General features: G+C 66.1%; 27 protein-coding genes and 2 pseudogenes. 14 read left to right on the forward strand and 15 right to left on the reverse strand.

The annotated features are described in order from the left end of the window. The 4 genes and pseudogenes from TX80_RS19860 to TX80_RS17355 form a co-directional block, all read left to right on the forward strand. A pseudogene (locus tag TX80_RS19860) lies at window positions 1-274 on the forward strand (DUF4157 domain-containing protein); the annotation flags it as partial. A gap of 2 nt (window positions 275-276) precedes the next feature. Then, the gene (locus TX80_RS17345; RefSeq protein WP_049924561.1) at window positions 277-1,194 is read left to right on the forward strand and encodes a hypothetical protein; all 918 of its coding nucleotides are present in this window, start codon (window positions 277-279) and stop codon (window positions 1,192-1,194) included. Between the two features lie 5 nt (window positions 1,195-1,199). Next, the gene (locus TX80_RS17350) at window positions 1,200-2,066 is read left to right on the forward strand and encodes an eCIS core domain-containing protein (protein WP_049924564.1); all 867 of its coding nucleotides are present in this window, start codon (window positions 1,200-1,202) and stop codon (window positions 2,064-2,066) included. 233 nt (window positions 2,067-2,299) lie between these two features. Beyond that, complete coding sequence (locus TX80_RS17355; RefSeq protein WP_230198766.1) at window positions 2,300-3,037, forward strand: hypothetical protein; 738 nt, start codon at window positions 2,300-2,302, stop codon at window positions 3,035-3,037. 237 nt (window positions 3,038-3,274) lie between these two features. On the opposite strand, the gene TX80_RS17360 is transcribed toward TX80_RS17355, so the two are convergent. Further along, the gene (locus TX80_RS17360; RefSeq protein ID WP_049924566.1) at window positions 3,275-4,021 is read right to left on the reverse strand and encodes a class I SAM-dependent methyltransferase; all 747 of its coding nucleotides are present in this window, start codon (window positions 4,019-4,021) and stop codon (window positions 3,275-3,277) included. A 181-nt stretch (window positions 4,022-4,202) separates the two neighbouring features. Here TX80_RS17360 and TX80_RS17365 point away from each other — a divergent pair, with 181 nt between their 5' ends. The 3 genes from TX80_RS17365 (at window position 4,203) to TX80_RS17375 (ending at window position 7,308) form a co-directional block, all read left to right on the forward strand. Further along, on the forward strand, window positions 4,203-5,264 hold the full coding sequence (locus TX80_RS17365) for a zinc-dependent alcohol dehydrogenase family protein (protein ID WP_049924567.1): 1,062 nt from the start codon (window positions 4,203-4,205) through the stop codon (window positions 5,262-5,264). A 421-nt stretch (window positions 5,265-5,685) separates the two neighbouring features. Continuing rightward, window positions 5,686-6,699 carry a Gfo/Idh/MocA family protein gene (locus TX80_RS17370; protein ID WP_049924568.1) on the forward strand — a complete coding sequence of 338 codons (1,014 nt, stop codon included), beginning with the start codon at window positions 5,686-5,688 and terminating at the stop codon, window positions 6,697-6,699. Window positions 6,700-7,092: 393 nt separating this feature from the next. Beyond that, the gene (locus TX80_RS17375; RefSeq protein ID WP_049924569.1) at window positions 7,093-7,308 is read left to right on the forward strand and encodes a hypothetical protein; all 216 of its coding nucleotides are present in this window, start codon (window positions 7,093-7,095) and stop codon (window positions 7,306-7,308) included. 59 nt (window positions 7,309-7,367) lie between these two features. Here the strand turns inward: TX80_RS17375 and gvpM are convergent, their stop codons facing one another. From gvpM to TX80_RS17415, 8 genes are all read right to left on the reverse strand, one after another. Next, window positions 7,368-7,694 carry a gas vesicle protein GvpM gene (gvpM, locus tag TX80_RS17380; protein WP_049924570.1) on the reverse strand — a complete coding sequence of 109 codons (327 nt, stop codon included), beginning with the start codon at window positions 7,692-7,694 and terminating at the stop codon, window positions 7,368-7,370. After that, on the reverse strand, window positions 7,691-8,563 hold the full coding sequence (gene gvpL, locus TX80_RS17385) for a gas vesicle protein GvpL (RefSeq protein WP_049924571.1): 873 nt from the start codon (window positions 8,561-8,563) through the stop codon (window positions 7,691-7,693). The genes gvpM and gvpL overlap by 4 nt, the downstream gene beginning before the upstream one ends. Then, a complete protein-coding gene (gene gvpK, locus TX80_RS17390) occupies window positions 8,560-8,904 on the reverse strand; it encodes a gas vesicle protein GvpK (protein ID WP_049924573.1) in 345 nt (114 codons plus the stop codon). Before gvpK ends, gvpL begins: the two co-directional genes overlap by 4 nt. Further along, window positions 8,901-9,437, reverse strand: coding sequence for a gas vesicle protein GvpJ (gene gvpJ, locus TX80_RS17395; RefSeq protein WP_049924574.1), 537 nt, complete (start codon window positions 9,435-9,437; stop codon window positions 8,901-8,903). Before gvpJ ends, gvpK begins: the two co-directional genes overlap by 4 nt. A gap of 107 nt (window positions 9,438-9,544) precedes the next feature. Next, window positions 9,545-10,417, reverse strand: a complete 873-nt coding sequence (locus tag TX80_RS17400) for a hypothetical protein (protein WP_049924576.1) — start codon at window positions 10,415-10,417, stop codon at window positions 9,545-9,547. Next, window positions 10,414-11,262, reverse strand: a complete 849-nt coding sequence (locus tag TX80_RS20065; protein ID WP_049924578.1) for an Hsp20/alpha crystallin family protein — start codon at window positions 11,260-11,262, stop codon at window positions 10,414-10,416. The genes TX80_RS17400 and TX80_RS20065 overlap by 4 nt, the downstream gene beginning before the upstream one ends. Continuing rightward, window positions 11,262-11,516 carry a gas vesicle protein GvpF gene (gene gvpF, locus TX80_RS17410; RefSeq protein WP_049924579.1) on the reverse strand — a complete coding sequence of 85 codons (255 nt, stop codon included), beginning with the start codon at window positions 11,514-11,516 and terminating at the stop codon, window positions 11,262-11,264. Before gvpF ends, TX80_RS20065 begins: the two co-directional genes overlap by 1 nt. A gap of 2 nt (window positions 11,517-11,518) precedes the next feature. Next, complete coding sequence (locus TX80_RS17415) at window positions 11,519-12,142, reverse strand: GvpL/GvpF family gas vesicle protein (RefSeq protein ID WP_049924580.1); 624 nt, start codon at window positions 12,140-12,142, stop codon at window positions 11,519-11,521. Between the two features lie 273 nt (window positions 12,143-12,415). On the opposite strand from TX80_RS17415, the gene gvpA reads away from it, so the two are divergent. From gvpA to gvpO, 3 genes are read left to right on the forward strand one after another with little or no spacing between them, the layout of a single operon-like run. Further along, window positions 12,416-12,700, forward strand: coding sequence for a gas vesicle protein GvpA (gene gvpA, locus TX80_RS17420; protein ID WP_049924581.1), 285 nt, complete (start codon window positions 12,416-12,418; stop codon window positions 12,698-12,700). A gap of 6 nt (window positions 12,701-12,706) precedes the next feature. Then, window positions 12,707-13,726: a gas vesicle protein GvpN gene (gene gvpN / locus TX80_RS17425; RefSeq protein ID WP_049924582.1), complete on the forward strand. Its 1,020-nt coding sequence runs from the start codon at window positions 12,707-12,709 to the stop codon at window positions 13,724-13,726. Window positions 13,727-13,783: 57 nt separating this feature from the next. After that, a complete protein-coding gene (gene gvpO / locus TX80_RS17430) occupies window positions 13,784-14,344 on the forward strand; it encodes a gas vesicle protein GvpO, halophile-type (RefSeq protein WP_049924583.1) in 561 nt (186 codons plus the stop codon). On the opposite strand, the gene TX80_RS20170 is transcribed toward gvpO, so the two are convergent. Beyond that, window positions 14,311-14,964, reverse strand: a complete 654-nt coding sequence (locus TX80_RS20170) for a zinc ribbon domain-containing protein (protein ID WP_449271538.1) — start codon at window positions 14,962-14,964, stop codon at window positions 14,311-14,313. The genes gvpO and TX80_RS20170 overlap by 34 nt on opposite strands. A 66-nt stretch (window positions 14,965-15,030) precedes the next feature. Between TX80_RS20170 and TX80_RS17440 the strand changes: the two genes are divergently transcribed. Then, window positions 15,031-15,288, forward strand: a complete 258-nt coding sequence (locus TX80_RS17440) for a winged helix-turn-helix domain-containing protein (RefSeq protein ID WP_230198767.1) — start codon at window positions 15,031-15,033, stop codon at window positions 15,286-15,288. A gap of 9 nt (window positions 15,289-15,297) precedes the next feature. On the opposite strand, the gene TX80_RS17445 is transcribed toward TX80_RS17440, so the two are convergent. The 5 genes and pseudogenes from TX80_RS17445 to TX80_RS17460 form a co-directional block, all read right to left on the reverse strand. Beyond that, on the reverse strand, window positions 15,298-15,876 hold the full coding sequence (locus TX80_RS17445; RefSeq protein ID WP_049924585.1) for a hypothetical protein: 579 nt from the start codon (window positions 15,874-15,876) through the stop codon (window positions 15,298-15,300). Further along, window positions 15,869-16,498 (reverse strand): DUF7437 domain-containing protein, encoded by a 630-nt coding sequence (locus TX80_RS17450; protein WP_230198768.1) that lies wholly within the window; start codon window positions 16,496-16,498, stop codon window positions 15,869-15,871. The genes TX80_RS17445 and TX80_RS17450 overlap by 8 nt, the downstream gene beginning before the upstream one ends. 167 nt (window positions 16,499-16,665) lie before the next feature. After that, the gene (locus TX80_RS19870) at window positions 16,666-18,159 is read right to left on the reverse strand and encodes a helix-turn-helix domain-containing protein (RefSeq protein WP_049924586.1); all 1,494 of its coding nucleotides are present in this window, start codon (window positions 18,157-18,159) and stop codon (window positions 16,666-16,668) included. A gap of 111 nt (window positions 18,160-18,270) precedes the next feature. Beyond that, window positions 18,271-18,415, reverse strand: a pseudogene (locus TX80_RS20175) (IS6 family transposase); the annotation flags it as partial. A 10-nt stretch (window positions 18,416-18,425) separates the two neighbouring features. After that, window positions 18,426-18,851 carry an ArsR/SmtB family transcription factor gene (locus tag TX80_RS17460; RefSeq protein ID WP_049924587.1) on the reverse strand — a complete coding sequence of 142 codons (426 nt, stop codon included), beginning with the start codon at window positions 18,849-18,851 and terminating at the stop codon, window positions 18,426-18,428. Window positions 18,852-18,948: 97 nt separating this feature from the next. Here TX80_RS17460 and TX80_RS17465 point away from each other — a divergent pair, with 97 nt between their 5' ends. The 3 genes from TX80_RS17465 (at window position 18,949) to TX80_RS17475 (ending at window position 24,863) form a co-directional block, all read left to right on the forward strand. After that, on the forward strand, window positions 18,949-19,569 hold the full coding sequence (locus TX80_RS17465) for a DUF7509 family protein (RefSeq protein WP_049924776.1): 621 nt from the start codon (window positions 18,949-18,951) through the stop codon (window positions 19,567-19,569). Window positions 19,570-19,698: 129 nt separating this feature from the next. After that, entirely contained in the window at window positions 19,699-22,419 is a 2,721-nt protein-coding gene (gene mutS, locus TX80_RS17470; RefSeq protein WP_049924588.1) for a DNA mismatch repair protein MutS, read from the forward strand. A 176-nt stretch (window positions 22,420-22,595) separates the two neighbouring features. Continuing rightward, window positions 22,596-24,863, forward strand: coding sequence for a heavy metal translocating P-type ATPase (locus TX80_RS17475; RefSeq protein WP_049924590.1), 2,268 nt, complete (start codon window positions 22,596-22,598; stop codon window positions 24,861-24,863). Window positions 24,864-24,875: the final 12 nt, after the last annotated feature.

Consider the following 24,875-nt stretch of genomic DNA (forward strand, 5'->3'; position numbering starts at 1 on the left):
GCAGGACGCGGCCAGCAGTACAGTTAAAGGCGCGACGAAAGGCTGGACCGCGGGTTCGATGCTCGGGTCCGTCGCCGGCCCGGCCGGTGCCGTTGCCGGTGGACTCGCTGGCGTACCACTCGGGGCGTTCCTCACCACCAAGTTCGGTGAGCAGACCGCCGGCAAAATCCAAAAAGTCGTACGTGAAGTACTCGGGCTACAGACCGATCAGGAGTTCAACACAGGAACTGACACTGGATCAGAGACTGTGGCTGGTCAAAGTAGGAGTGGATAATCATGGACGCGCAAATAACTGGACGAACAAATGAATTAATTGGACTGAGTGTCGTCGATAACGATGATGAGGAGCATGTAATTGATGTTCGGAAAGAAAATGGAGTAATCACTGGCCATCAACAAGACGGCTATCCAGATGAAGCCGCCAAACGATCCTTTAGAGGTAACGAAAACGTTGACCAGGCCCGTCGGTACGCAAAGTATTACGTCGACCAGGAGACGGAGTACGACACGCTGCCGTGGGATCTAGACGCGGATCAGTTCGAGGCGGTCCGGCAGGCGTTGCAGGACCTCTCGGTCGAGGAGATAGAGACGCACTTTGGCGACCTCCTTTCCCAGAGTCTGAGTCATTACGCGGACGACCCGGACGTTGATATTGGGGATACCACACGCCCGGAAGCACTTCCCGCGGAGCAGATCGGCGGCGAGGACGCGGTTATCTACAAACAGGAGATTTACCTCGATGATGACGGCGCAATCGAGGCAGTGTCGGGCATCGGGATCACTTACTACGTCGCCAGGGGTGAGCGCAAAACCGTCTGGCGCGGTGACGCGCCGGATCGAGAACCGGACGCCCGGGTCGAACTGTTCCCGGCACCGCTGGTCGATCCGGCACCGTTTCGGGATTATCTCGTCTATAATCTCCGGTGTCAGATCCGCGATTGCTATCTCATGATGGGGCTGGAACCGCCCGAGGAGTACCGGGTGCTCGGCCACGGCCAGTATCGGTTCACTGGGAAATACGATAGCTTCGACATTTACCCGCCGTATCACGTCTTCGACGCCGATATCCCCGGCTATACCCACGAATTCCGCCCGGATCTCCCGATCACCTGGGACGAACTCGGGGGGCTGGTTGATTCAGGGAGCAATCAGTCGCTGTACGACCAGATCAAAGACACACTGTTCAGCCGGTAACCGCGATGATCGTCCGGCAGACACAGCAGGCGCTGGAAGAACACATGGATGACCCGCTGGGGGACGTCCGCATCTACACCGGGCCGCAGACTGCCAACGCCTGCCAAGACATCAATGTCCGGACCGTTACCGTCAGCAACCATCTCGCGTTCAACTACGCCGAATACGATCCCGAGAGTGCGGAGGGCCAGTTCCTGCTGGCACACGAACTCGCTCACGTCCGCCAGCAGACCGGCGCGGCGATCAGCATGATGCCCAAGTCGGATGCAGACTTGGAGATCGACCCCGACCCGCAGTTAGAGCGTGAAGCCGACGAGGCGGCCCACGAGGCGTTGTCGGGTGAGGAACCACTGACTGTCAACCGGCTGGGAACAAGCGTCCGTATTCAGCGAACAGCGCTCGGAAAACTGAACCCGTTCAGTGGGGCGAACGATCGAGACGGTGGCGAACTGGTTCCCGACGAGGTTGCGGCTGATCCCGAAGCACTGGCCGAGGAAGTTCGAACCCTCAAGGTCAACCAGGCGAAACTGTTCAACGCGGTCAATTCCGACCGAAGCACGATCGACCGCGTCGGTGAAGCCGCCGGGGCTGGGGTTGTAGGAACCACGACATCCCTGGTCGTCGGTGCCGTGACTTCAAACCCGGTGTTAGGGTCGCTCGCTGGCGGAGCCGTCTCCGACGTCGGCAAAACGCTGTACGGCAAGCTCTGGGGCAAAGGACGTGATGCGATTGCCAACGCCGAAATCCCGGACGTGTCTCTCGATCAACTCGGCGGTGTCAAAGCATCGATCGAGGAACTGATCGATGAGAAACTTCGAAAACGGTTCCGTGATGATGCTCAGACTGGATCGAGCCGGTTTGAGGAGGAATGAGCATGGAGGGAACAATCGTTGGAGAGGACGACCGAGGAATCGGTGTCAAAGTCATTGATGGTAATTCTGAGAATCATACTGTCTCAGTAGGTTTTGATGGTAAAATACAGGGTCATTCTCAGGATGGGTATCCAGATGATCCATCTAAACGCAACCCGGAAGAGAGCGAGCGTATCCACCAAGCTCGGAAATTCGCCCAGTATTACGTCTACTGTGAGCGTGGCTACGATACCGTGAAACCGCGTCGAATTCACCCCGAGCGGATCAACGCTGTTCGGGTCGCCATCGCCGGACTCTCCGAGTCGGAGTTCGAGCAGTACTTCGGTGACCTTTACCACCAACTTCGGAGTTACGACGACCCTGGTACCGACCGCGTGATCGAGGTCCCGTCGGCGGCGTCGAGCCCCGAGTCGGTGCTCTATCGGAAGAACGTCTATTTGGGATTGGATCCGTTCGAGACCGAATTCAGCGCGGAAGCTGAAGCGATCGCTGCCCGTCACGGGCTGGATCTCTCGCTGGAGCAGTTAGATACCATGTCACTCGAGGAGGGATCGACGATCGACCTCGATGGCTGGGAGGCTGCGTCCCGAGAACTGGGAACACTAGCCGACGCCGCCGACGGTGATCTCTCCGATGGGTTACAGATCGCCGGCGTCTCGTCGCTGCACATGGCGTACATCGACGGCCGGGGCGAGGAACACGTTACCGACGCCGACGAGCCGTTCGACCGCGAACCCGACGCGCGGATCGAACTCCCCGTGATGGACGCAGGCTCCCTCGCGGAGTTTCAGGACTACGTCAACCACAACTTGGCCTGCCAGGTGCGCGACTCCTTCGTCCGAATGGGACTTGAACCGCCGGAACCGTTTCAGATCCTCGGCTATGGTGAGTTCGAAGCTGCCGAGCAGTACAAGCGCCTCGAGATGTACCCGAACTACATCGATCCCGAGGAACAGCACGCGTTCGTCTGACTTGACGAGCTGCCGCCGTCGTGGAGCCGAATACGATCCTCAGACGCCGCAAAACTGGCATGGACTCGCCGACGTCGAATAGGAGACCGGTGCGGCGATCAGTATGATGCCTACGTCGGATGATCTCGAGATCGACCCCGGCCCGCAGTTGGAGCGGAAGACCGACGGGGCGTCGAGCGAGCGACCGCACGAATCCATGCCGGTCGTGACGGCTTCACGCGGCTTCCAGGCTCGAATTTACGAGGGCTCCGCCACGAAGACGAGATGTGGCTCCGTCCGGCGGTCGCTTTCGACGCGCTCGAGTCGCGCGATCGAAAACCCGGCGTCGGTGATGCGGTCGGTCCAGTAGGATTCGGGGTCGGCCGTTGTCCCGTCGGGCGTGATGGGGAGTTCGAGGATTCCGACGGCACCGTCCGGGGCACAGACCCGCCGGAGTTCCGCGAGCGCCGCCCGCTGATCGTCGGCCGGAAGATCGTGGAGGACCCGACACGCGGTCACGACGTCCTGGGAGTCGGTCGCGACGGGAAGCCGGGTCGCGTCGCCGGCGACCGGGGAGACGTCGATGCCGGCGGCACGGCCGTTTCGCACGGCGAGTCGCGGCCCGTTGCCGAGAATGATCCGGTCGTCGAACACGTCGAGGCCGACGACGGCGCAGTCGTCGGGGACGAACGGCGCGAGGCCGACCAGCGACCGCCCGGTGCCACAGCCGACGTCGAGGACGGTGGCGGCCCCGTCGATCGGCAACTGCCGTGCCAGCGTTTCGTACTTGCGCCGTCGAACCCGCCAGGGCGGCGGCGACAGGACGGTTCGAGCCGTTCGAGCGCCGACGGATCCCGCCGCCAGCCCCGCGAGGCCGGCAAGCGTCCGGACTCGCCGGGACGCCGTCCGCCGCCCGACCAGAACGGCACCGGCGACGACCACGAGCGCGAACGCGAGCCGCGCCAGCCGTCGCCGCCAGTGATAGAGCCCGAAGTAGTATCGCATCGGTATCCGTACGCACGGTGCGACGGCAGGGACCAAAAACGTCCGTACGGACGCCGGCAGAGAGCCGCCGCCCATCGCCTGCGACCCGCGAACGGGCCGGCCGCCCGGGGCGATGCCGCGGCCGGAAGTATCGGCGATAACCGTCCCAAACTTTTATACGCTCCGTCGGGACGGGCGAGGTATGCGAGCAGCCGTACTCGAGGAGCACGGGGAACCGCTGTCGATCACGGACGTCGAGTATCCGGAGCCGAACCCGGATCAGGTGGTCGTGGAGACGGAAGCCTGCGGGATCTGTCGCAGCGACTGGCACGCCTGGCAGGGCGACTGGAGCTGGATCGGCGCGTCGGTCCCCGAGGGACAGATCCTCGGCCACGAGCCGGCGGGCGTCGTCGCGGCGGTCGGCGAGGACGTCGAAACGCTCCGGGAGGGCGATCGAGTCGCCGTGCCGTTTCACCTCGGCGACGGGACCTGCCCACACTGCCGGGAGGGGCGGGCCAACAACTGCGAAACGGTGGTGCCCCTCGGGCTGTCGGGGGTCGCGCCGGGCGCGTTCGCGGAGGCGTTCCCGGTCCGCGAAGCCGATTTCAACTGCGTCCGGCTTCCGGACGACGTCGGCTTCACCGAGATGGCCGGGCTCGGCTGTCGGTTCATGACCGCCTACCACGCGCTGGCCGACCGCGCCGACCTCCGGCCCGGCGACTGGGTGGCGGTCCACGGCTGTGGCGGGGTCGGCCTCTCGGCGATCCACATCGCCGACGCGCTCGGCGCACACCCGATCGCGGTCGACGTCCTCGAGGACAAACTCGAGCGGGCACGGGACCTCGGCGCGGTCGAGACCGTCGACGTCTCCGCGGTCGACAACCCGGCTCAGGAGGTCAAGGCCATCGCCGACGGCGGCGCGGACGTTTCGATCGATGCGCTGGGGATCGCCGAGACCTGCAGGAACTCGATCGCCTGCCTCGGGACGCGGGGCAGCCACGTTCAGGTCGGACTCACGACCGGCGAGGAGCAGGGCCGGATCGAGTTACCGGTCGACGCGATGACGATGCAGGAACTGGATTTCCACGGCTCGTTTGGGATGCCGCTGGTCCGCTATGGGGAGTTGTTCAGACTGATCGCGCAGGGAACCCTCGAGCCGAGCGCGATCATCGGCGAGACGCTGTCGCTCGAGGCGGCACCGGAGACGCTGGCCGCGATGGACGACTACGAGACGGTCGGCATTCCGGTCATTACGGAGTTTTAGGCCGAAGTCCGGGCGGGGCGGGAACCCGCGCCGGCGTGAGAGACATGAGCTAACTCGAAGCGGGGGCGAGTCCACTTCCGAGCGATCCGGGCACGAACGCACGCAATCGACTGGTCAGCGCGTCGTTGTCTGGGCCAAGCGCGTACCCGGCGGGGCGTTTCATCCCCGCACGAGGAGCAATGCAAGTGCCCACCTTTGTTATGGAGCCGATTGGAGCCCGGTAGTCCATCCGATCGGCTGACAGGACGCGTATACTCCGGATATAGCGGCGTGCTACGGATCGGTTGGCGGTCCGTTCGAAACGACCGCGACCGGTTGGCGACCCCTTCGATTCGATAGGCCGCGACTTCCGGCCCGCCGCCGGCGCGTCCTTGCCAGCGACGACCGGAAACGGATACTGCTGGACCACATGTGCGCGCCTATGAGCGACCCGTCACCGCTTCGCATCGGTATCGTCGGCCTCGGGTACATCGGAACGACCGTCGGCGGCCAGTTCTTTCGCCACCCCGATGCGACCGTTCGGGCGGTCTGCGATCTCGCGGACTCCCGCCGCACAGAGGTCGGATCGACCTTCGACGTCCCGTCGGACCGACGGTACGCCGCCTCCGAGACGATGCTCGAGGACTGCGACCTCGATGCGGTCCTGATCGGAACGCCTCACACGCTCCACTACGAACAGACCGTCGCCGCCCTCGAGCACGGCTGTCACGTCTACTGCGACAAACCCCTCGCGACGGACCTCGAGCACGCCCGCGATCTCGCGAGGCGGGCCGAGCGGAGCCGGGAAACGCTGTTCGTCGGCTATCAACGACACGTACAGACGGCGTTCCGGCACGCTCGCGAACGGTTCGTCGGCCCGGAAAGCCCGTCCCCGAACTGGCTGACCGCGTCGATCACCCAGAACTGGATCGACGACTCGAGGGGGACGTGGCGTCTCGATCCCGACCGCTCGGGTGGCGGCTTCCTCTCCGATACGGGAAGTCACCTCCTCGACGGTATCCTCTGGACGACCGGCCTCGAACCCGACTCCGTGGCCGCGAGCATGGACTTTTACGACGATGCAAAGCGGATCGATCGGCGCGCCCACCTCGACGTCCGGTTCGAACGCGGCGCGACGGGGACGGTTTCGCTGTACGGCGACGCGCCGTCGGTTCGGGAACACATTCACTGCTGGGACGACGACGGCGCGGTGTACATCGAGGGCACACAGTGGGGGCCGCGAACGGTGGTCGAGGTCGACGCCGACGCCGGCGAGTATACCCCCTACGTCGATCCCCGCCGGGAACGGTCCCGCGCCGACGCCTTCCTCGAGAGCGTCCGCGAGGGGAGCGATCCCCCGGCGACGGCTCGAGACGCGCTCCGGGTAACGGCGCTGACCACGGCCGCCTACGAGGCGGCCCGAACCGGGGAACGGATTCCGGTTCCCGACGTGTAGCTCGCGGCGAAAGTGACGGTATTTCGACGGTTGTACCGTCCGTGTACGACGGTCGGACGACCGGACTCAAGCGACGAGGAATCGCCGCCGATCGGGTCCGAACGCGAGTCCGAAACCGGGCCGAGAAACCGCCGGATAACCGTCCGCGCCGGGCGAGATAGCGGGTCGTTTCCGGCGGGCGCGTCGGATCGGCACGGGCCGAGCGAGAGCCGCCGCTTGCATGCAGTTACGGAATATTTACTCCGATCCAAAACCGTTCAATCAACGATGACAGACCGTACCACGGACAGCGGTTCCGGCTGCGAACGAATCCGGCGGTAAGAAACCCATAGACGGTCGCTCCTTTCGGTTACAAGCCGGATAACTACAACCAGTGCAGCCGATCGATCCGGTATGATCACCTGCAGTCACTGCGAGACCCCGCAGTTCTTGCAGATCACTCAGAGCCGCGTCTACTTCGAGGACGGGGAGATGATCAACGAGATCTCCGAGACCTACGAGTGTACGCTCTGCGGGGCGACCGGGCGGTACGTCTACGACGAGGACCACGACGAGGAAACCGTCACCGGCGACGTCGAACTCACGACGGAACGCCCGAAATTCGCTTGACCGGTCGCCCCCGTTCGGGGGCGACGGACGGTACCGACGGTTCAACCCGTCGACGCGTCTCACTCTCGGTTCTCGGTTTCGGGTTCGGACCGATCGTCCGCCGCCACCGATCGCCCGTCCCTGTGCCCGATCGCGAGGCGCTCCGGGTCGTCGGGGGTGTCGTACTGTCTCCGTTCGACCGCCCGCGTTCTGTGTCTGGCGTCCCACTCCTCGAAGAGGCCGTACTCGGTCATCGTCTCCATGCCCGCGATCGCCGCCGTGAGTTTGATTCCCACGAGCGGGATCTCCGCGACCGAGACGATCACGTCGGCCCGGACGATCACGCCGTCCCGGAGTAACACGTCGAGGACGTCGACCAGCGCCTCGTCGTCCTTGCGCGGTCTCATGGGTGCTCGTCGGTCTCGCCGCCCAGTTCCGGTGCGAACGTGTACGGCGGCCACGGTCCCGTAAACCTGACCTCGAGGCCGTCGGTCGCCGCCACGTCGTCGAGCACGGAGCCGATCTCCCCTTCGGCGTCCTCGTGTGCGAGGAGGGTGAGCCGACAGAGGGTTTCGCCGTCGGCCGCATCCGACTCGCCGCTTGCCCCCTCGAGCGTCGCACTCGGCGACCGCTCGAGCGAGTGGACCTCCCGCGCTCGCTCGTCGAGTCGGGCCTCGAGATCGCCGGTCAGCGCCTCCCGGCGGGACTCCCGGACCGCCGCCAGACGCTGGTCGAACTGCTTCTCGAGCAGGAAGGCCGTCCCCGTCTCTGACGCGGCGATGCGCTCGTCGAGCTCGCGGAGTCGGTCGTCGTGCTCGATCAACGCCGCGTCGTCGACGGGATCGGTTTCGACGACTTCGACGCGGTACTCCCAGTGACCGGCCAGCTCCGACAGCGCCCGCTCGAGGGTGTCGTGCGTTTCCCGAAGCCACTCGCGAAGCCCTGCGTCGTCGCCACGGAGGATCGTGTCGAACTGGAACGGGATCGGCGTGCCGAACGCCTCGCCGGCCTCGTCGACGACGGTCTGGTGGCGGACGAGCCAGCGTTTGACCTGCGCGAGATCGGCCGAATCGTAGAGGTCGTCACAGGCGTGGACGATCGCGCCGATCCCGTCCTCGACGACGATCGAGACGGGTTCGCCGTCGACGCCGGTCGTCTCGAACGTCGCGTCCGCGTCGGCCCGGACGACGCAGTAGAGGTATCTCCCCTCGTCGATCTCCGGCAGTTCGTCGGCGTCGGGCTCGTCCGGCGCGGCGACGTCGTTTCCCGTCGTCATTCGTCCTCACCGCCGAACACGGAGTAGCCGGGCCTGTGGCCGGCGGCCGGTTTCTCGTCGAGTCGCTCGATCGCGTCGGCGACCAGCCCGTCGAGATCCCCACGGAGGTCCGCGACGCCGTCCTCGATCCCCTCGTCGCGTTTGAGCTGGTCGATCTCGTCCTCGATCGTCGCGAGTTGGCGTCCCAGCCGCTCGATTTCGTCGTCCGAGAGGCCGTCCGACTCCATCCGCCGAACCGCCTCGCGCTCTAACGCCTCGAGCAGGAGTTCGACGACGGTGACGACGAGCGTCACGAGTCCCTGCCGCGCGTCGTCGCCGTCGCCGACGTCGATCGTCGTCACGATCCCGACCCCTCCGTTTCCGCGGCGGTGGTTTCGTCGTTTTCGTCGTTTTCGTCCGCCTCGGTCCCGGCGTCGTCGCTGATCAGGTCGATCCCGCCGCCGATCGGCCGGTCGGGATCCGGCCGCGCGCCGAGCCGTTCGGTCCCCCGGTCCGGCGGCTCGAAGGACCTGTCGCTGTCCCGTTCGGATTCGTCGTCTCCCGTCTCGCCCTCGTCGTGGTCGGTCTCGTCGGGCGTGACGTTGACCCCTCGAGTCGGATCGATCGCCGGGTTCGGCCGCTCCATCTCGGCGAGTTCCGGCTCGCCGACCGCCTCGGCGACCCGTCGCATGTCCGTTCCCTCGGGAAACTCGAGGCCGTACTTCGCCGCCGTCTCGAAGGAGGCGATCGCCGCCCGGACCTGGACGCCGAGCAGTTGCGTGTCGCCGATCGAGACGGCGATGTCGGCGTTGATGACGATACCCTTGTCCAGCAGCATCTCGATGACCTCCGCGAGATCGGTCTGTTGCCGGCTCGGCTGGAAATCATTGACCACGGGACTCACCTCGCGGTGCGGCGAAGGCCGTGTCCGTAACTGGAAGCGCTGGATCGCTCGCTTGCCACTGTCGTTGTCTGTCCCGCCGTCGTGGTGGTGGTAGTGGATCAGTCATCATCGTCTTGCAGTTTCTCCCGTTCGAGTTCGAACCGCTGGCCGTAGATCCGCGTCCGGCTCGGGGCCGTCGAGAGCCGAACGTCCCGCGGAACCGTCGCGTATTTGACGCCGCTACCGCCCGCTATCCGATCGGTCGGCATCGTCGACGCCGCGGTCGGGTTCCGTGAGTTCGTGCTCGTGTCCTGACGCCGCATCTTCTCGCGGTTGTACTCGTAGAGGCGTTCGAACTTCTCGTGGGTCTCGAGCAGCGCCGCCCGGAACTCGTCGACGCCTTTCATCGCCTGGTTCTGAATGAAGACCTGGTAGGCCTCCGGGTCGTCCTCGGGATCCGGAGACCCGAGCAGTTCCTTGGCCTCGGTCGCGCCGATATCGGTCTCGACGAGGTCATCACCGTCGTCATCGGCGACGTCGGACACCGCATCCTCGACCAGTCCGGCGTCCTCGCCGTCATCGAGGTCGTCGACCGCGTCATCGAGTTCGCGTTTCTCCTCCCAGAGATCGCCGAGTTCGGCCGCGTCCCACGCGCTCAGCAGATCGATCGCGTCGACCAGTTGCCGAACCTGCACCACGTCGCTCTCCGTGTCGTCGGCGAGCGCGGCGGGAACCTCTCCGACGTCGATCGCCCCGAGCAGTTCCTCGAAATCGACCGCGTCCGGTAACTCCGAGAGATCGACCGCGTCGATGAACTCGGCAGCTTCCTCGGCGACGGTCACGAGCGCCTCGAGATCCCCCAGAACGGCGTCGCGGTCGTCGAGTTCGTCGAGTCGTTCGACGGCGTCGGTCCGCTCCTCGAGTCGCTCGAGGGCGTCCATTGCGTCCGCGAGGCGGGTCGCGAACCCCTCGCCGCCGTCGGCGTCGGTCATCCGTCACCCTCCGGCTCCGCGTCTGCGTCCCCGGGGCGGACCTGTACGGTGAGCACGCCGTTTTTGATCGTCGCCTCGGCCGTTCTGTCGCGCCACGGGACGTCGACACGGTCGAGTTCGCGGCCGGAGACGCCGACCACCAGCATCGAGCCGTCGAACCCGACCGTCACCTCGTCGGGATCGACGCCGGCGACGTCGGCCGTGACAAGGAGTTCGTCCTCGTGAAACCGGGTCGTCACGTGATGGTCGCTCGAGGGCGAGTGACCGGCGGGGGACGATCGGTGCCGGCGCGTTCTCGGACGGTCACGATCGCGACCGCGACCGCGGTCGTTTCGATCGCCTGCGAACGGGTTCCCGTCGAATCCGGACCCCGATTCGTCCCCGGGGTCCGCCGTCCCGATCGACACGTCGTAATCGAGAACCGTCCGGTCGCTTCGCCGTCGCCCCGACAGCGTTCCGCTCTCGAGGCGCTCGAGCGCGGACAGGAGGCTCGAGAGCCAGTGTTCGTCGTCACCCCGCCGGTCGGCATCCGCGGCGGAGACGCCGAGACGGGGGTCGTCCGACTCCGGGTTTCGGTCCCGTCGGCCGTCGGGATCGCGCGCTCCAGTCCGCGACCGATCGGCGCGGTCGGTCTCCCGGTTCCCGTCGGCCCCGCTCTCGGGTTCGTTTTCGTGAGCGTCGCCGTCAGCTTCGTCGCCGGGGTCGTCGGCTCCGTCGTGATCGGCATCCGTCTCGCCGTCGTCTTCGACACCGCGTGGGTCGTCGGGGTCGTGCTCGTCGGTCGATTCCGCCGGGCGCTCGTCCGGCCCGTCTGGGTCGTGCTCGGTCGGGTCGTCCTCGGTCATTACGATTTCACCTCGATACGGCCGCTCGAGAGCCGTTCGTGGACCTCGCGGGCGATCTCGAGTTCCTCCTCGAGTTCGGCTTTGCGCCGCTGGTACTCCGCTTCGGAGCGTTCGCCGAGTTCGTACAGCAACTGGTTCTCCTTGAGTTCGTCCTCGAGGGACTCGATGTCGTACAGTTCGTCGAGCGCCATCGTGTGCAGCGCGTCGACGATGCCAACGAACGGCCGGAACAGGAGGTCGTCGAGAACGAACATGGTTAGCGTTGGGCTCCGATCGTCACGTCCACGAAGCTATACGGTGCGAACGGTCCCGTGTACCTGAACAGGAGGTCGTCGTGCTCGTCCTCGAGTCGCGCGATCGCCGTGTCGAAGGCCTCGCGCTCGTCGCGCTCGACGAGATACGAGCGGTTGAGGACGAGTCGATCGCTGAACAGGTCGTTCGGAACCGACTGGGCGGCGATCGGCTCGAGTTCGTCCGCGACGGCCGCTTCGATCGCGTCCGCGTCGACGTCGGCGCCCGCCTCGCGGACGACCTTGAGACCGAGTTCGACCCGGCCCTCGATGTCGCGTATCGCGCGCCGGAACGCCGGTCTGGCACCGCGAAGGACGTTCTTCAGCGCTCGGTCGCTCTCGAAGGCCATGCCGAACTGCATCGGAACGATCGTGCGGCCGCCGTCGCGGGTCATGATCTCCCGCAGGACGTCGTCGTGGCGTTGTGCGTCCTCGTCGGTCTCCTCGGGATCGGTGGTATCGATGTCCGAGACGACGGCCCCGAGGCGTCGGTGTGAGATCGTGTAGACGCGATCCGCCCCGGCGACCGCGTCGGTCTCGAACGCGACATCGTCGCCGTCGACGACGCCGTAGACGTAGCGGTTCGTCACGGTCGCATCACCCGTTTCGATCCGGGTCCCGTCCGCGCTGGCGGCCGGACGACCCGAGAGCGCGTTGGTACTGGTATCATGGGAGTTCGGTTTCGACTACCCGTGCCGGGGTTCGGACCCGTGGGTACTCGAGGAACGCTCGGGGAGGCCTTCGCCGCCGCGACGCGTTATCGTACTGCTTGCAGTCGCAGCGGAGGCCGACTCTCGCGACCGTTCGCTTGCAGTCGCAGCGCAAGCCGTGTTACGAGCACGCCGTGAACCTGTGGATGGATCATGGCACAACCACAGCGAAGACCCGACTCATCGAGTCTTGCGGAGGTACTCGATCGGATCCTCGATAAGGGCGTCGTCATCGACGTCTGGGCGCGGATCTCGGTAGTCGGCATCGAGTTGCTGACGATCGAAGCTCGCGTCGTCGTCGCCTCCGTCGACACCTTCCTGCACTACGCGGAGGAGATCGCCAAAATCGAGCAGGCCACCGCGGAGGGCGACCTCGAAGAACTCGAGGAACTCGAGGTCGAGCCACGCCCCGAATCGTCACCCCAATCCGCGGAATAGTGCTTCATGGCGGACGATACGTCGCGCAAGCGGAAGGTACGTGGACGGAAGATCAGGAGCGACCGCGAACGGAAAACGGGGCGGCGGGCGAAGAAGAAACTCGCGCGGGCGACGGCAACGGACGGGGAAAACGGCGAGAATCCGCTGTCCGATCCGGGGGAGATTACACCGGAACCGTTCGTCGAGACCGACGCCGTCGAGTCGCTGCGCGGACGCGTCACCGGGTGGCTCGAGGCCGATCAGCCGGTCCACCTGATCGGCCCGACCGGCTGTGGCAAGACGGCGCTTGCGCTGTCGGCCGCCGCCGAGCGCGGCCGGCCGGTCGTCTGGATCAACGGCGACGAGGCCGTCGACACCGCGGCGCTCGTCGGCGCACACGCCGGCGGCGAACGCTACGAGGAGGACGACCGGTTCGTCGGCGGCGTCCACAAGAAAACACAGATCGTGCGCGAACGGTGGGTCGACAACCCGCTCTCGGTCGCCGTACGGGAGGGCGCGACGCTCGTCTACAACGAGTTCTCGCGCAGCGATCCCGCGGCGCACAACGTCTTGCTCTCGGTCTTCGAGGAAGGCGTCCTCGAGCGGCCGGGCAAACGCGGCGACGACCGCTCGATCGACGTTCACCCGGAGTTTCGGGCGATCGTCACCTCGAACGACGTCGAGTACGCGGGCGTCCACCGGCAACAGGACGCGCTGCTCGACCGGTTCGTCGGCGTTCACGTCGACTACTACGACGCGGAGACCGAGCGCGAGATCGTCCGCGCACACACCGCCCTCCCGGACGAGGGCGTCGAGAGCGTCGTCGAGACGGTCCGGACCCTGCGGGACGACCTCGAGATCGTCGTCGGCACCCGGGCGGCGATCACGGCCGCCAAGGGGCTTGCCGTCTTCGACGGCGACGGAACCGGCCGGTTCGACGACGAACTGCTGGCGGACGTCTTCACGGACGTCCTCGCGCCGAAAGTCGCCGGCGACGGCGACAGCGACGTCGAAACGTTACGAGCACAGGTCACGGAATCGATCTGACCCGACCACATCCGACCTCGGGACCGACACCACGACGCGGACCCGACCCCAAGACCAATGGCCGACGCCGACACGAAGCAATCGACCACGCAGTGCAAGGCGCTCACCGAGGACGGCGAGCGCTGCTCGCGGCCGGCCCAGGACGACGGGTTTTGCTACCAACACGACGAGAGTGATCCAACCGTGAGCGACAGTCAAACAGCCGAACGAGAACCCGAACAGGAAGACCAAGAACCCGACTCCAGCGAGGCCGACGCCGGCGAGGAACGTCGTTCCGCGGCGGGCGATATGACAGCTGAGGAGCGGACGGACCCCGAAACGGTCGATACCCAAGACGTCGACGTCGATCACGCGGAGATCGAAGGCGTCCTCGCCGTTCGGCGAACCGTCGAGTCGACCGCGGGCGAGGTCATCGGCCGCGAGTTCGACGGCGTCAGCGAAATCGCGCCGACCGACGAGGGCTGGCGCGCGGTCGTCGAAGTCGTCGAACGGCGGGCGGTCCCCGACACGCAGGACATCATCGGCCGGTACGAGATCGAACTCGACGTCAACGGGACCGTTCACGGCTACCGGCGACTCGATCGCTACCGCCGCGGAGACACGGTCGCGTTCGAGTGATCGGTCGATACGCTGGCGGCTGGAACGGAACGCTCTCGCCCGTCGTCTGGTCGACGTGGTGATCGAGGTCGATACGGTGGGACCGATCGCTCGGTCCGGAGAGTCGCCGTCGGCGGCGAGCGGCGGTCGATCCGCGGAGTTCGGTAGTCGTCGGGGCCGGTAGCCACAGCATCGGCCGGAATAGTACCGCCCGGCAAGGCCCGTGAGGCGTCGAAGTCGGCAATGCCGGTGTCGACGTGACAGTCCGGGTTGAGACACTCGAGGACCGCGTTCCGCACCCGATCGCCGAGCACGCCACAAGCGTGACACTCCTGTGTAGTGTACTCCTCGGGCACCGTCGCCGCCGGAATGCCGTGGTCCGCAGCCGCAGACGGGCTGCGGGCAATAGCCACGACGAACCGCGTGGGCGTCGGGGCGATCGAACGAGGCGATGCGTCTCTCGTGTCGGGTCTTTCAAGGCCCCGCGAAGCGTCGTCGGACATGGCTTGCGTCCCGGAGTTACGCGAGCCGTGCGACCCGATGCTGGTTCCACCGGGCCGTATTTTCACACGGACCAACTGATGGTCAACCCGCGTGTAACTCGCGTTAGTTACCAGTAACACTTCCTGCGAGATCGACATTCGGACCTTTTAGCCCGATTTCTCGGACAAAATCGTCCACCAGCTGGGCGTATTCGAACCAACTAAATGTCGATTCGCTGTTTCAGCGGTGATGAGAAAACCGAGGGAATGGTTGCAACTCCCCTAATCTCATTCTCGAAGCTCTCGACAAGGAGTCTCGAGATCGGTCCCGCTGCTATCGCGAGGAACATCGATAAATCACAGAGCACCGTACACGAACGACTCCGCGTTCTCATCGAGTATAGACTCGTCGAGAACGTCGACGACGGCTACTACACGATCACGGACGACGGCCACGCCTATCTCGAAGTTGACTCCCCGTAGCTTAGCGGCTTATCGGTTAGATCCCTTGTTGAGGGATGTTCCGTTCATTTGTGACTCCATGAATTCGATCGCCGTCCAGATGTCGATGATGCGGATCCGTCCTTCGTAGTACGTATTCTCAAGGACTCCGGAAATCGCTCGTTCAGCGTTTCGATCATTCATCAAAATCCCGACGGAGTCGTGCGACGTCGAGCCGAGGAGCATCACGGCGACTGCTGGCAGTTCCGAGTCCGTCTTTCGCAATTCGTCCGGATCCGTCCGTTCGAACGTTGCCAGCCGTTCGTGAGCTCGGTCCATGACCTCACCGGCACGTGGACCATCGTGTACCCGAACACCCGGCTGGACATCGTCCACGATGGTAATCCACTCCGTCGTGTCCGCTCGATCCACCCAGTCAATGCTGAGGTATCCACGCTGTTCGGTGAGTTCTTCGACGACGCCCGCGCTTAGATACAGTTTTCGATCTTCGCTTTGGACGTACTGGATGGACGTCTGGTACGGGTTGCTTTCCGTTCCACCGATCGTTCGAAGGAAACTCGTATCGAGGATGAGCGCTGCCGGAAACGGCGACGGATGCTCCTCACACATCGGCGTGCCGGTACGGTGCCTTCTCAAGTGCCCGCTCGTGAACAGCTACGCCGAACGTGATGTCGGCAAGCGTCGGATCATGGGCTTTCACCACGACGACGATCCGTTCGATCGCCTGCGTGACTGCAATAGCTTCCACGGCGGGCACGCCGAGATCGTCTGCGACGCCACGGCGCGTTGTTTCCCCTTTCAGATACTCGATCGTCGCCGTGATTGCGGGTGCGAGTGCAGCTTTCCCGTGGCGGTCGATGAAAAGTGCGAGATCGTCGTCAACGCCGGTCGCTCCATAGACGGCGATAAGAACGGGGCCGAGTTCGATGGTCGTTTCGTCCGTCCAGTTCCCACTCACGGGGTCAGCACGCCAGAGTGACGATCCGTCTTCGTATGCGTCAAGCTCCGCTGCGACGCCCAACTCGGCCAGTGTGTTGGCGTACTTGTAGGCGGTACTCTTCGAGAACCCCTGACGGTCTCTGACGGCGGTGACCGTCGTCGGGGAGTTGATCAACAGATCCGTGTAAAACCGCGCGAGATCCGGAGTGGTCAACAACTCTTGGATGACGAAAAATCGGTGGGCCGTGTGTCCTGCGTCCGGGGGTTGCACTGGGGTCGGCGCGTTCGACATAGTCCATAGTACGCGAACTATGAACAAAAATGCTCCGGGGATAGGTCTCGGATACCAGCCACCGCCGAGTCGACGCTATCAGTTCGGCTTTGAACCGGATCACCACGTCGGTCGATCTCGAGCGAGTTACTCGCCACACGCCGGACGCGGGTGCCACAGCGGTCCGCTCAGTCGTCGGCCGGCGACGGCAGCGTCGACTCGCGGCCGCCCTCGAGCGACGCCTCGCCGCGGACGGCCGCCTCGACCTCGGGCGGGAGGTCGGCGACGACCGCGCGGCCGTCCCGTTCGCGGACGACGAGTCCGTCAGTCTCGAGCGAGGAGAGGTGGTGCGAGACGGTGCTCGGGTCGCGGTCGAGCGCGTCCGCGAGCGTCCCGTTGCGGGCCGGGCCGAGATCGGCCAGCGCCTCGAGTACGTCGCGTTTCGCCGGTTCTGCGAGGGCGGCCTCGAGTTCCGCATGCTCGATGTCCTCGAGATAGTACCGGCGCTTGCCGCCGACCTTGACCGAGGTCACCAGCCCTTCCTCCTCGAGAACGCGGACGTGGTGGCGGACCGTCGAGAGCGAGACGTCGGTGCGGTCGCGGACCTGCGAGAGGTAACAGCCGGGATCGGCTCGGATCGTCTCGTAGACGGCTCGGCGGCGGTCGTTCTCGAGCGGGTCCGAGTCGTCGTACCGGCTGTACCCGAAGACGGGGCCGAGTTTCCACGGGATGGCGGAGCCGAGGCGTCGGAGGGGCGTCCCCGGTGCGTCGAGCCAGCGCGTCAGGAACCCGCGGGCGAGGCCGGTCGCCCCGGCGGCACCGGCTCCGGTCGCGCCCGCGCCGGCGCTGCCGGCGGCCGCACCCGAGGCGGTGATCGCGCCCAGAAGGCCGACCAGCAGCGTCTCCGTCGCGAGGGGCTGGGGCGCGCCATCGGTCCCTCCCTCGTCGTCAGTCGTCGCGGTTTCGGCGGCGCTCGCGTCCGACGCATCCGAATCGTCGCCGCGCACTTCCGAACCCGCATCCACGCCGTCGGCAGTCATCTCGGGAGCCGTCCCGACCGCGTCGACGGGGCCGACCTCGACGGTACCCGTGGTCCCGTTGACGAGATACTCGGGGAGTCCCTCCGGCAGGGTGACGTCGTCGAGGTCGGTGACGGTCGCCCCGATGTCGTCCGTCGCGTTTTCGAGAGCGGCGGCGGTCGCGTTCTCGAGGGCCGCAGTCTCGTTCGGTTCGGGATCGATACCGACGGGATCGGTTGCGTTCTCGAGGGGGACAGTCTCGAGCGACTCCGCAGCGTCGGATCCATCAGTCGATCCCTCGTCCGGTCCGTCGGGGAGTTCGTCCGCCGCGAGCGCGTCGGTCGCGTCCACGATACTATCAGTATCCGAACCTGTACCCCCATCAATATCTATCTCGGCCGGCTCGTCGGACGCTTCGCGCTCCGATTCGTCGACCGTTCCGATATCGGGGTCGTCGCCGAGCAGGTCGTCGGCCGTGCCCGAAAGCGTTGCCCGGGCGTCGCCACGTTCGCCGATCGAGTCCGACAGCGTCGCGCCGTCGCTCGAGTCGGGTGCCGACGCTGCCGCAGTGCCGGCGAGCATGGCACCCCCAACCGCGCCGACGACGATCACGGCGGCACAACACGCGAGCAGTCGTCCAGCGATCGACGAACTCGATGTCATGTGTTCGTCCCCCACTGTGGTATCCGCCGGTATACGCTTTTTCCGTTTCGTGACGGTCACGGAGCCGAACCTATCACTGAGAAAAACAGACAGTTCAACCGGCACTGTCTCGTTCGGTACCTCTTCGACCGGTGTTCGGCCAGCGAGTCCTTCGGCCGGTCGTGGTTGTAGTGGTGTCTGAACCGTTCGAGCCAGCGGCTGTGCCGGCCGGACCGCTCCGTCAGAACGAATAAAAGCGGACGATCCGCACCGAGACCGCGGGCCGATTACGCCGATTCAGCCTCGGGATCGTCGTCGCTCCCGTACGCGTCGCTGAACACCGCTTCGCGCCGGAGGAGTTCTTCGACGCCGTGCTCGAGGATCACGTCCCCGAGGATCGTCGCCCGGTAGTACGTGTACAATCCGTCGCTGTCCCGTTCGGTCCGAGCGCGCTTTTCGACGAGTCCGACGTCCCGGAGTTCGTTGAGGTGGTAGTGAAGCGTGCTGTCGTCGACGTCGATCACCTCGTCGAGTTCCGTCGGCGTGAGTTCGTCGCCGTGGGAGAGCCGGTAAACGATCTCGAACCGCGTCCGGTTTCCGATCGCGGCCTGCATGTCGAGGTACTCCTCGAGCGAGAGCAGGCTCCGTTCCGGAAGGAGGTCGTCGGGATCGTCCGGGGCGTCCGCCGTGACCCGCGAGTTTTTCGTCCCCATCGTCTCGTCACTACGGGGTCCGGTCTTTTAGCCCTTGTCAAGCCAGGATTCGCTGAAAGCACCGTTCTTTATATACAGTCGGTTAGTTGTGGGACACGTGACGACGGATATTACCCGCGATCTGATCGTGAGCCGGCTCGGCACCGTCGCCTACGACCGCTTTCTCCTCTATCTCATGGGGCCGTACAAGTCGTTCAATCTCAATTACGTCCTGAGTGAGGAGGAACGGGCGGAGATCGACATCGCGGAGTTACCCGGTCCGCTCAGGAGGCTCTTCCGGAACAAAGAGACGATCGACGAGGCGAAGGCGCTGCTTCGCCGGATCCAGGGGTGCCTACGGGCGGATCCAGGTATCAACGCGTTCCTCGCCGTCGATGTCGGCGTCGATACCGCCCGGATCGACGCGGTAACCCAGAGCGTCGAGTACACGAAACGGGCGAACGCGACCGTCTTCGTCGTCCCGTTTCTCGGCCACAATTTCGGCGTCGGCGAAGAAGCCGGGAGCATCCTCGAGAACGTTGCGGAAACGCACGGCCACCGGATCGTGTTCGTCCACGAAGCGAACGTCACGAGCGAGATGATCCGGTCGGCGCGAACGCGGTGGGACCTCCGCATCGAAACGTACGAGACGGAAGCCGAACTGGCGGCGACGATACGCCGTTTCGTCGTCACGGTGATGAACCGCGAGCAGTTCGGCGACCTCGAGCCGCTCGAGTAAGTCTCGAGGCCCCAACGGCCACCCATCGGTCTCGACGATCGAACGAACGCCTCCCCGGTGGCAGTTCTCGCGGGTGCGGTCGATCGCCGACCAGCAAGCTATTTTAGCGTCCGGCGGCGGGGTTCGGGTATGGATCCGGCGCTTGGCCCTCCCGAGGAGATGGCCGAGAAACGCGACGAACTGACGCCGATGATGCGTCAGTACCACGATCTCTGTGCGCGCTACGACGACGCGATCGTTCTCTTTCAGGTCGGGGACTTCTACGAGACCTTCTGCGGTGCCGCCGAACGGACCGCGCGGTTGCTCGAGGTCGCTTTGACCAGCCGCGAAGACTCCACCGGCGAGTATCCGATGGCCGGCATCCCGATCGACAACGCCGAGTCGTACATCGAGGACCTGTTGGAGGCCGGTTACCGGGTCGCCGTCGCCGATCAGGTCGAGGAGCCCGGCGAGACCGCGGGCGTCGTCGAGCGGGCCGTGACCCGCGTCATCACGCCGGGGACGCTCACGGAGGACGAACTGCTGGCCAGCGACGACAACAACTTCGTCGCGGCCGTCGCTCGCGGCGGCTCAACCGGCGACGGCGGTCCCGACTGCGAACTCGCGCTCGCCCTGCTCGACGTCTCGACGGGCGATTTCCTCGCGACCAGCTCGGACTCGAGCGGGTCCATCGCCGACGAGGTGAGCCGGTTCGATCCCGCGGAGGCCGTCGTCGGGCCGGACGCGCCCGCCGACCTCTTCCCCGACGACTGTATGGTCACGCCGTACGACGAGCGCGCGTTCGACCGCGACCGCGCCGGCGAGAAGCTCTCGACGTACTTCCGCAACCCCGACGCCCTGCTCGCCGGCGACGCCGAGATTCGGGCCTGCGGTGCCCTGCTCTCCTACGCGGAGTACGTCCGCGGCGGCGAACACGAGGGAGAACGGGGCGAAGCGAGCGACGATGCCGCGGACGCCCCCGACGAGGGTAAGCGCCTCGAGTATCTCACCCACCTCACGCGGTACGATCCCCGCGAGTATCTCCTGCTCGATGCCGTCGCGTTGCGGAGCCTCGAACTGTTCGAGCCGCGGGCCGTCCACGGCCACGAGGACGCCACCCTCGTCGGCGTGCTCGACGAGACCGCCAGCGCGCTCGGCGGCCGAAAGCTGCGGGACTGGCTGCGCCGGCCGCTGCTCGAGCCCGATCGGATCGAGGCGCGGCTGGACGCCGTCGAGGAGCTGACGGGGGCCGTCCGGACCCGCGAGCGGCTCCGGGAACTGTTGCGGGACGTCTACGATCTGGAGCGACTGATCGGGCGCATCTCCCGCGAGCGAGCCAACGCGCGGGACCTGCGGTCGCTACACGACACGCTCGCGGTCGTTCCCGAGATCCGCGAGCAACTGGAAGCCGCCGACTGCGACCGGCTACAGCGACTCTACGAGGCCCTCGATCCGCTCGCTGACGTACGGGTGCTGGTCGACGACGCCATCGTCACGGACCCGCCGATCGAGATCACCGAGGGCGGGATCATCGCCGAGGGCTACGACGCGGACCTCGACGACCTGCGCTCGACCGCCCGGGAGGGGAAACAGTGGATCGACGACCTCGAACAACGCGAGCGCGAGCGGACGGGCATCGACTCGCTGAAGGTCGGCCACAACTCCGTCCACGGCTACTACATCGAGGTGACGAACCCGAACCTCGATGCGGTCCCGGAGGACTACCAGCGCCGGCAGACGCTCAAAAACTCCGAACGGTTCGTCACGCCGGAGCTCAAGGAGCGCGAGGACGAGATCGTCAGCGCCCAGCGGCGTGCGGACGAACTCGAGTACGAACGCTTCCGTGACGTCCGCCGGGCGGTCGCCGAGGAGGTCGAACGCGTCCAGAACCTCGCCGACGCCCTCGCAACGCTGGACGCGCTCGTCTCGCTGGCGACCGCCGCGGCCCAGTACGACTACTGCCGGCCCGAAATCAAAGCGGACGGCGACGCCGACGGACGCCTCCTCGAGATCGAGGGGGGACGGCATCCTGTCGTCGAGCGCACGCAGGACTCGTTCGTGCCCAACGACGCCCGCGTTACCGACGACCGGCGGCTGGCGGTGATCACCGGGCCGAACATGTCCGGAAAGTCGACGTACATGCGGCAGGTCGCCCAGATCGTGTTGCTCGCGCAGGTGGGCAGTTTCGTCCCGGCGAACGCCGCCCGGCTGAGGCCCGTCGAACGGATCTTCACCCGTGTCGGCGCGAGCGACGACATCGCTGGCGGGCGATCGACGTTCATGGTCGAGATGGACGAACTCGCGACCATCCTGCGGGAGGCCGACGAGCGCTCGCTGGTGTTGCTCGACGAGGTCGGACGGGGGACCTCGACGGCCGACGGACTCGCTATCGCACAGGCGATCACCGAACACCTCCACGACGAGGTCGGCGCGACGACCCTGTTTGCGACCCACCACCACCCGCTGACCGAACTCGCAGACGACCTCGAGGCCGCGTTCACGCTCCACTTCGAGGTCGGCAAGGCGGACGGCGAGGTCGTCTTCCACCACGAAATCGCTCCGGGCGCGGCCTCCGGATCGTACGGCGTCGAGGTCGCCACCGCTGCGGGGGTCCCGGACGCCGTCGTCGAGCGCTCGCGGGAATTGGTGGCGACCGCCGAGGACGACTCGCCAACGCAGGGCGACGGTGCCGATTCCCCGGGCGCTACGGCGGCCTCGGCCGCCGAGTCCGCGCCGGAGACGGCCACGGCCGACGGGGGCGACGTCCCGACCGACGTCGCCGCCGAACTCCGGGCGCTCGACCTCGCTCACCTCACGCCCGTCGAGGCGCTGACCGAACTCGATCGGCTGAAACGGCTGCTCGAGGAGTGATTGCGTCGGCGCGTATACCGCTTCGTCCGGACGGCGTTTTCGGGGGCTGTCGCCGTCGTCCGATCGGCGGTCGAGACCTCGCGGCTCGTCGGATTCGAACAGCGCTATCCCCGGCGGTGGGACGGGAGCGTGTCGTCAGAATGGCTTTAGGCATCGCGTGTCAAGGCCGAACAGAGATGGGAACAACCCGCACGCGGTTCGCCGTCGGCGGGATGAGCTGTTCGTTCTGTGCCGAGAGCATCGAGACGGCCTACGACCGCACCGACGGCGTCGTGGACGCGGACGTGAACCTCGCCCACGAAGCGGTCCTCGTGCGGTACGATGACGACATCGTGAGCGAACTCGAGGTGAAAGGGACGCTCCGCGACCTCGGCTACACGATCCGCGACCCGGAGAAGCGAAACCGCTACGAGGAACAGCGGGCGGAACTGGAGAGGGGAAAGCGACGGCTCGTTCTCGCCGGGAGCGCCGCCGTCGCCGCCGCCGGGTTGATGGGCTGGATGATCGTCGTGATGGGCCGGTTCGAATCGGCGTCGCTGGCGATGGACCTGACCGCGCTCGCGCTCGCACTGGCGACGATGTTCGGCCCGGGTCGGTACATCGCGGCAAAGGCGTTCCAGAGCCTCCGTCGTGGTATCTTCAACCAGCACGTCCTGCTCGAGGCGGGCGCGTTCGCGGGGGTAGTCGGTGGCCTCCTCGGGCTGGTCGTCTTTCCGGAGTTCCCGACCGTCCACTTCTTCGCAGTTTCGGTGTTTATCACCGCCTACCACGTCCTCTCGGAGTACACCAGCCTGCTCGTTCGTACGCGGGCCTCGCGGGCGGTACAGGACCTCCTCGACCTCCGGCCCGACACCGCTCGCCGGGTCGCCCCCGGCGGCGACGTGACGTGGGTCCCCGTCGACGACCTCGCGGTCGGCGACCGCGTTCGGATCACGCCCGGCGAGAACGTCCCCGCCGATGGCGAGGTCGTCGAGGGCGAATCCACGGTCGACGAGTCCGTCGCCACGGGCGAACCCGTTCCTCAGGAGAAATCTCCGGGTGACGCGGTGATCGGCGGCAGCATCAACGAGACCGGAACGCTGCTCGTCGAGGTCACGGCGACCGGCGAGGACGCCTTCCTGAATCGGGTCGCCAGCGAGGTCGAGCGCGCCCGGGCGATGAAGCCCGGTATCGTCCACCTCGCCGACCGCGTGCTGGGGTACTTCGTGCCGGCCGTCCTCGTCACCGCGGCGGTCGCCTTTCTGTTCTGGGTGGCCACACCGGTCGTGTGGAGCGGGGAGCCGAACGTCCAGCGCGGGGCGTTCGCGGCGCTTGCGGTGCTCGTCCTCGGGTACCCGTGTGCGCTCGGTATGGCAACGCCGCTCGCGCTGATTCGCGGCGGCGGAAAGGCGGCGAACCGCGGCGTGTTGCTGCAAAGCGGCGACGCGTTCCAGCTGTTGCCCGCCGTCGATCACATCGTCCTGGACAAGACCGGCACGCTCACCGTCGGCGAACCCGCCGTCGTCGCGGTCGTCGTCCCCGACGGCGACGGTCTCGAGGCGACCGAAGCCGACGTTCTGGCGACGGCGGCGACCGCTGAGGCGTTCAGTTCTCATCCGCTGGCCGACGCCGTCCTCGAGACAGCCGACGACCGCGGCGTCGAGTACGCCGATCCCGAAACGTTCGACGCAGTACCCGGGAAGGGGGTAACTGCGAGGACCGACGGGGCCGAGGTACTGGTCGGAAAACCCGGCTGGCTCGACGGCGAAGGCGTCGATCCCTCGATCGCCGCCGACGAGATCGAGCAACTGCGGAATCGTGGTCTCACGGTTACCGGGGTCGTCCGCGACGGCGAACTGATCGGACTGCTCGGCATCGGTGACGAACTCAGGACCGATGCCGAGTCGACCGTGCGACGGATACGCGAGGCTGGCATCACGCCCGTACTGCTCACCGGCGACAACGAGCGCACGGCCCGTGCCGTCGCCGAGGCGGTCGGCATCGACCGGGTACTGGCTGACGTCTTGCCCGACGAGAAGCGCGCGGAGATCGACCGCTTGCAGGATTCGGGCCACCGTGTCGCGATGGTCGGCGACGGCATCAACGACGCGCCAGCGCTGACACAGGCCGACGTCGGAATCGCCATCGGCGCGGGGACCGACATCGCCATCGAAAGTGCGGACGTCGTCCTGCTTGGCGAGCGACTCGGCGGCGTGATGGCGGCCGTCGAGATCGGTGCGGAGAGCTACCGAAAGACCCGACAGAACCTCCTCGCGGCGTTCTCGTTCAACGGGATCGGCGTCGCGGCGGCGACGACCGGACTCGTCCACCCGATCTGGGCGATGATCGCGATGGGGCTGTCGGTTTCGGCCGTCCTCGCGAACAGCTTCGCCGGCCGCCTCCGCTCCGGTGAGGGCGGTTCCACCGGCTTCGCGCTCGAGACGGGCGACGAGCCGTCGGACTGAGAAGCCGGCGAT

Source organism: Halopiger djelfimassiliensis (assembly GCF_000455365.1).
In the GTDB taxonomy this organism is placed as follows: Archaea; Halobacteriota; Halobacteria; order Halobacteriales; family Natrialbaceae; genus Halopiger_B; species Halopiger_B djelfimassiliensis.

What these genes read in the sequence shown, in the direction of transcription:
- gvpO (WP_049924583.1), top strand. Translation starts at nt 13,784, where the DNA reads ATGGCCGACGCCGACACGAAGCAATCGACCACGCAGTGCAAGGCGCTC.
- TX80_RS17375 (WP_049924569.1), top strand. Translation starts at nt 7,093, where the DNA reads ATGATCACCTGCAGTCACTGCGAGACCCCGCAGTTCTTGCAGATCACT.
- TX80_RS17475 (WP_049924590.1), top strand. Translation starts at nt 22,596, where the DNA reads ATGGGAACAACCCGCACGCGGTTCGCCGTCGGCGGGATGAGCTGTTCG.
- gvpA (WP_049924581.1), top strand. Translation starts at nt 12,416, where the DNA reads ATGGCACAACCACAGCGAAGACCCGACTCATCGAGTCTTGCGGAGGTA.
- TX80_RS17370 (WP_049924568.1), top strand. Translation starts at nt 5,686, where the DNA reads ATGAGCGACCCGTCACCGCTTCGCATCGGTATCGTCGGCCTCGGGTAC.
- TX80_RS17360 (WP_049924566.1), bottom strand. Translation starts at nt 4,021, where the DNA reads ATGCGATACTACTTCGGGCTCTATCACTGGCGGCGACGGCTGGCGCGG.
- TX80_RS17460 (WP_049924587.1), bottom strand. Translation starts at nt 18,851, where the DNA reads ATGGGGACGAAAAACTCGCGGGTCACGGCGGACGCCCCGGACGATCCC.
- TX80_RS17400 (WP_049924576.1), bottom strand. Translation starts at nt 10,417, where the DNA reads ATGACCGACGCCGACGGCGGCGAGGGGTTCGCGACCCGCCTCGCGGAC.
- TX80_RS17345 (WP_049924561.1), top strand. Translation starts at nt 277, where the DNA reads ATGGACGCGCAAATAACTGGACGAACAAATGAATTAATTGGACTGAGT.
- gvpL (WP_049924571.1), bottom strand. Translation starts at nt 8,563, where the DNA reads ATGACGACGGGAAACGACGTCGCCGCGCCGGACGAGCCCGACGCCGAC.
- TX80_RS19870 (WP_049924586.1), bottom strand. Translation starts at nt 18,159, where the DNA reads ATGACATCGAGTTCGTCGATCGCTGGACGACTGCTCGCGTGTTGTGCC.
- mutS (WP_049924588.1), top strand. Translation starts at nt 19,699, where the DNA reads ATGGATCCGGCGCTTGGCCCTCCCGAGGAGATGGCCGAGAAACGCGAC.
- TX80_RS17440 (WP_230198767.1), top strand. Translation starts at nt 15,031, where the DNA reads ATGTCGATTCGCTGTTTCAGCGGTGATGAGAAAACCGAGGGAATGGTT.
- TX80_RS20170 (WP_449271538.1), bottom strand. Translation starts at nt 14,964, where the DNA reads ATGTCGATCTCGCAGGAAGTGTTACTGGTAACTAACGCGAGTTACACG.
- TX80_RS17445 (WP_049924585.1), bottom strand. Translation starts at nt 15,876, where the DNA reads ATGTGTGAGGAGCATCCGTCGCCGTTTCCGGCAGCGCTCATCCTCGAT.
- TX80_RS17365 (WP_049924567.1), top strand. Translation starts at nt 4,203, where the DNA reads ATGCGAGCAGCCGTACTCGAGGAGCACGGGGAACCGCTGTCGATCACG.
- gvpN (WP_049924582.1), top strand. Translation starts at nt 12,707, where the DNA reads ATGGCGGACGATACGTCGCGCAAGCGGAAGGTACGTGGACGGAAGATC.
- TX80_RS17450 (WP_230198768.1), bottom strand. Translation starts at nt 16,498, where the DNA reads ATGTCGAACGCGCCGACCCCAGTGCAACCCCCGGACGCAGGACACACG.
- TX80_RS17350 (WP_049924564.1), top strand. Translation starts at nt 1,200, where the DNA reads ATGATCGTCCGGCAGACACAGCAGGCGCTGGAAGAACACATGGATGAC.
- TX80_RS20065 (WP_049924578.1), bottom strand. Translation starts at nt 11,262, where the DNA reads ATGACCGAGGACGACCCGACCGAGCACGACCCAGACGGGCCGGACGAG.
- gvpF (WP_049924579.1), bottom strand. Translation starts at nt 11,516, where the DNA reads ATGTTCGTTCTCGACGACCTCCTGTTCCGGCCGTTCGTTGGCATCGTC.
- gvpM (WP_049924570.1), bottom strand. Translation starts at nt 7,694, where the DNA reads ATGAGACCGCGCAAGGACGACGAGGCGCTGGTCGACGTCCTCGACGTG.